Here is a 4,400-nt window from a genome sequence, read left to right as displayed (position 1 = left end):
CCATCATGTGGACCGTGCGCCGGCCGCCGTCCGGGCGCAGGATGCGGAACTCGTCGTCGATCGGCTTGCCGTCCACCAGGCAGTCCGTGACTCTGGCCGTCAGCAGCTCCTGGTCCTCCGGGTGGAGGCAGGAGGGCAGCTCGTCCAGGGTCGGCGCGCCGTCCGCGCGGCTCCGGCCGAAGATCTGGAACAGCTCTTCGGACCAGGTCACGTCGTCGGTCAGCAGATTCCACTCGGCGCTGCCGACCCGCTTGAGCAGTGCGCCGCGCTCCTGCTCGGGCGGGGCCGCGGGCAGCGGCGGACGGTACGGCTCCGGCTCCGGCAGCTCGGTGGGCACCCCTTCGCGCAGCTGGCCGAGGTGCGCGCCGAGGTCGTCGAGGTGGTGCACGGCCAGCTCGCACAGCGCGCGCTGCCATCGGACCTGCGGATCGTCCAGCTGCTCCTCGTCCACCGCGGCCTCCCGGCGGACGGCGTCCACGCCGCCGCGGAGCCTGCGGGTCTGCGAGATGAGGGCGTCCACCGCGCCGCGCTCCGGCGGCTGGGCGGGGGAACGGTCCGCGAAGAGGGGGGACGGCATGTACGTACTCCGATTGACGCGCGGCGCGGCCGGCTCGGGCGGATCTGGCGAAGTGGGCCGGTAACGACTGTTGCACAGGGAGCGACGCCGCGTAAGGGATTTGGCACTACCCGATACGGTGGTGCTTCTGACATATGCCACCGGCGCGGCCGGTAAGCGCTGGCCGGAACTCGGCGGAATCTGCTGCTCCGGGTAGGCTGCGCCGCGCGGAAGCAACGAGGTCCGCACTGTTCACCCGGCATAGGACGGGCGGACACCGGCAAGAATGCCGGACGACGGAAATCCCGTTGCCACCGAAGTCCCCGCACCGGATGCTGACCCCATGTTCGATCCAGACATAGCGCCCAGCGGCACCCTGCTCGGCCTCTTGCAGAGAGGCCGCGGCGACGGGACCCTGCACGCGCTCGCGGCCCCCCGGGCCGAGGCGCTCACCGCGCTGCACCACTGCGTGCTCCGCGACCCCCGGCGCGACTGGCAGGTCGAGAACCGCTCGCTCTACTACGCGCGCCTCCACATGGAGCTCGACGGCCCCCTGGACGAGATCGAACACCACCTCTTCCACCCCGAGGACCTCCTCGACCCGCAGGAGGAGCGCACCGGCCTCTGCCTCTCGGTCCTCGGCCACCTCGCCTCCTACGGCCGCCGCGAAGCGCTGCTGCTGCTGCGCCGCTACGCCGCCACCGGCTCCAACTGGGCCTGGGCCCTCGACGAGCTCGCCCTGCGCGACGACGACACGGGCCTGGCCGGCCTCGGGGAGCTCATTCTCGCCAGATTCCCCCGGACCGCCGACGGCGACGCGGCCCTCACCGCCGCCGTCCGTGACGCCTTCGAGCCGCGCCCCTGGCGGCTGTGGGCCGACGACACCCTCTCCCCGGCCACGGCCGCCCGCGTGCGCGCCGCCGGCGAACAGGGCTCCTTCGACCGCTGGCGACGCCAGCTCCGGCCGGCCGGCCCCGGTCCGGGCTGGAGCGTACGGGAAGTGCTCGACTGGGCCCAGCAGGGCCTGGACATGCACCCCACCCAGCACCGTCACGTCCCCGCCACCCGGTGCCTGACCGCCGTCGCCGGGCCCGAGGACCGCCTGGAGATCATCGAGGCCGCGGCCGGCGGTCCCGAGGCCGCCCGCGCCACCGCCCTGCGCTACCTCGCCGAACACCACGACCCGCGCGCCCTCGACCTCATCGAGAGCGCCGTGGACGACCCCGGCACCCTCGTCTCGGAAGCCGCCGTCACCGCCTTCGAGCGGATGCGCAGCACAGCCGCCCTCGTACGGGCCCGGGCCTGGCTGCACCGCACCGACGCCCTCGGCGACGCCGCCGCCGGGATGCTCGCCTGCCGGGGCGCGCAGTACGACGCCGGGCCCGTGCTGGGCGCGCTGCGCCGGACCGTACGGACCGAGGGCCCCGACGCCGGGGTGCTCTGGGACCTCGTCGACGGCGCCGGCCGCCTCTCCATCAACTGCGCCGCGCCCGTCCTGCGCCACGTCTACCGCGAGACGTCCTCCTCCCATCTGCGCGGCCGCGCCGCCCGCGCGCTCGCCGCCACCGACCCCTCCTTCGCGGCGGGCTTCGCCGTCGAGTGCCTGTGGGACTGCGAGGAGACCACCCGCGAGCTGGCCGCGCGGCACGCCGCCACCGCGGACGACCGCGTCGTCGACCAGCTCCGCCGGCTCGCCGCGGACCCCGCCGAGGAGGCCGAGGTCCAGACCGCGGTACGCAGCCGCATCGGGCCCGACGCGCCCGCGGTGTAGCGGAGGGCGCGGCGCACCGCCCGCGGCCGCCCCCTGAAGTCCCGGCCGCACCGGCCGGGAAGGCTCCCGCGCAACCGCGGACGACGCTGCCACAATGGCCGGATGACAGGGCTCTGGGAGTTTTGGGTCGACCGCGGCGGGACCTTCACCGACGTGGTGGCCAAGCGTCCGGACGGCAGCCTGCACACGCGCAAACTGCTGTCCCACAACCCCGAGCGGTATCAGGACGCCGCCGTCGCCGGCATCCGGCAGGCCCTGGAGCTCGGCCCCGGCGAACCGATCCCCGCCGACCAGATCGCCGTGGTCAAGATGGGCACCACCGTCGCCACCAACGCGCTCCTCGAACGCAAGGGCGAGCCGACCGTGCTCGTCACCACCGAAGGGTTCCGGGACGCGCTGCGCATCGCCTACCAGAACCGGCCGCGCATCTTCGACCGCCGCATCGTGCTGCCCGAGGCGCTGTACGGGCGCGTCATCGAGGCGCGCGAACGGATCGGGGCCGACGGCTCCGTCGTACGGCCCCTGGACCTGGAGGCGGTGAGCGCGGAACTGCGCGCGGCGCGCGCCGACGGCTACCGCAGCGCGGCCGTCGTCCTCCTGCACGGTTACCGCCACGCCGAGCACGAGAAGGAGGCCGCCGAGGCGGCCCGCGCCCTCGGCTTCACACAGGTCAGCTGCTCCCACGAGGTCAGCCCGCTGATGAAGCTCGTACCGCGCGGCGACACCACCGTGGTCGACGCCTACCTCTCCCCGGTCCTCGGCCGCTACGTCGAGGAGGTCGCGAGCGAACTGCGCGGCGTACGGCTGATGTTCATGCAGTCCAACGGCGGACTGCGGCAAGCAGAGCACTTCCGCGGCAAGGACGCGGTCCTCTCCGGGCCCGCGGGCGGCGTCGTGGGCATGGCGCGCGCCGCCGCCGAGGCCGGACACGACCGCGTCGTCGGCTTCGACATGGGCGGCACCTCCACCGACGTGTCGCACTACGCGGGGGAGTTCGAGCGGATCTTCGGCACGGAGGTCGCCGGGGTGCGGATGCGCGCCCCCATGATGAACATCCACACCGTGGCGGCGGGCGGCGGCTCCGTCCTGCACTTCGACGGACGGCGCTACCGGGTGGGCCCCGACTCGGCGGGGGCCGTGCCCGGCCCTGCCTGCTACCGGCGCGGCGGCCCGCTGACCGTCACCGACGCCAACGTCATGCTGGGCCGTGTGCAGCCGGGCAGCTTCCCGGCCGTGTTCGGGCCCGACGGCGACCAGACGCTCGACGCCCAGACGGTCGCCGAGCGGTTCGCCGCGCTCGCCGACGAGATCGCGGAGGCGGCCGGCGACCGCCGACGGCCCGAGGAGGTCGCCGCCGGGTTCCTGGAGATCGCCGTCCTCAACATGGCGAACGCCGTCAAGAAGATCTCCGTGCAACGTGGCCGCGACGTCACCCGCTACGCGCTCACCACCTTCGGCGGCGCGGGCGGCCAGCACGCGTGCGCGGTCGCCGACGCCCTCGGCATCACCACCGTGATCGTGCCGCCGCTCGCCGGCGTGCTCTCCGCCTACGGCATCGGGGTCGCCGACGCCACCGCCATGCGCGAGCAGTCCGTCGAGACCGAACTGGGCGCGGAGACCCTGCCCGGACTGCGCGCGGAGGCCGGGCGGCTGGCCGGGCTCACCCGCGCGGACCTCCTCGCCGACGGCGTCGAGGAACGGGCCCTCACCACGAACGCCAAGGTCCAGCTGCGCTACGCGGGCACCGACGCGGCCCTCGCCGTGCCCCTGGAGAGCATCGGCGCGATGACCGAGGAGTTCCTGCGGCTCCACCGCGCCCGCTACGGCTTCACCATGGACAAGCCGATCGTCGCCGAAGCCGTGTCGGTGGAGACGGTCGGCGCGGCCGGCGGCACGGCCCGCCCGGCCGACCCGGAGCCCTCGGGCCCCGCCCCCGAGAGCGCGAACCGCCCGGCGGACGCCCGGCCCCCACGACCGCCCGGCCCTCCCCGGCCTCCACCCCCGCCTGGCGCGCCGCGACCCCACCCGCGACACCAACGCCCTGCACACCGGCCCCGGCCCCACCCACCTCGG

General features: G+C 74.8%; 3 protein-coding genes. 2 read left to right on the top strand and 1 reads right to left on the bottom strand.

The genetic code is table 11. The features are described from left to right. On the bottom strand, positions 1–577 hold a 577-nt coding region (locus tag ACFU99_RS21910), incomplete at its 3' end, for a PAS domain-containing protein (protein ID WP_384394476.1). 322 nt (positions 578–899) lie between these two features. Here ACFU99_RS21910 and ACFU99_RS21905 point away from each other — a divergent pair. After that, on the top strand, positions 900–2,327 hold the full coding sequence (locus ACFU99_RS21905; protein WP_384394474.1) for a HEAT repeat domain-containing protein: 1,428 nt from the start codon (positions 900–902) through the stop codon (positions 2,325–2,327). A gap of 102 nt (positions 2,328–2,429) precedes the next feature. Continuing rightward, a partial coding sequence (locus ACFU99_RS21900; protein WP_384394472.1) for a hydantoinase/oxoprolinase family protein occupies positions 2,430–4,400 on the top strand: 1,971 nt, incomplete at its 3' end.

The sequence above is a fragment of the Streptomyces sp. NPDC057654 genome, assembly GCF_042800135.1.
Taxonomy (GTDB): domain Bacteria; phylum Actinomycetota; class Actinomycetes; order Streptomycetales; family Streptomycetaceae; genus Streptomyces.
The sequence above is the reverse complement of the archived record's forward strand: the minus strand, read 5'-3'. Positions and strand labels throughout refer to the sequence as shown.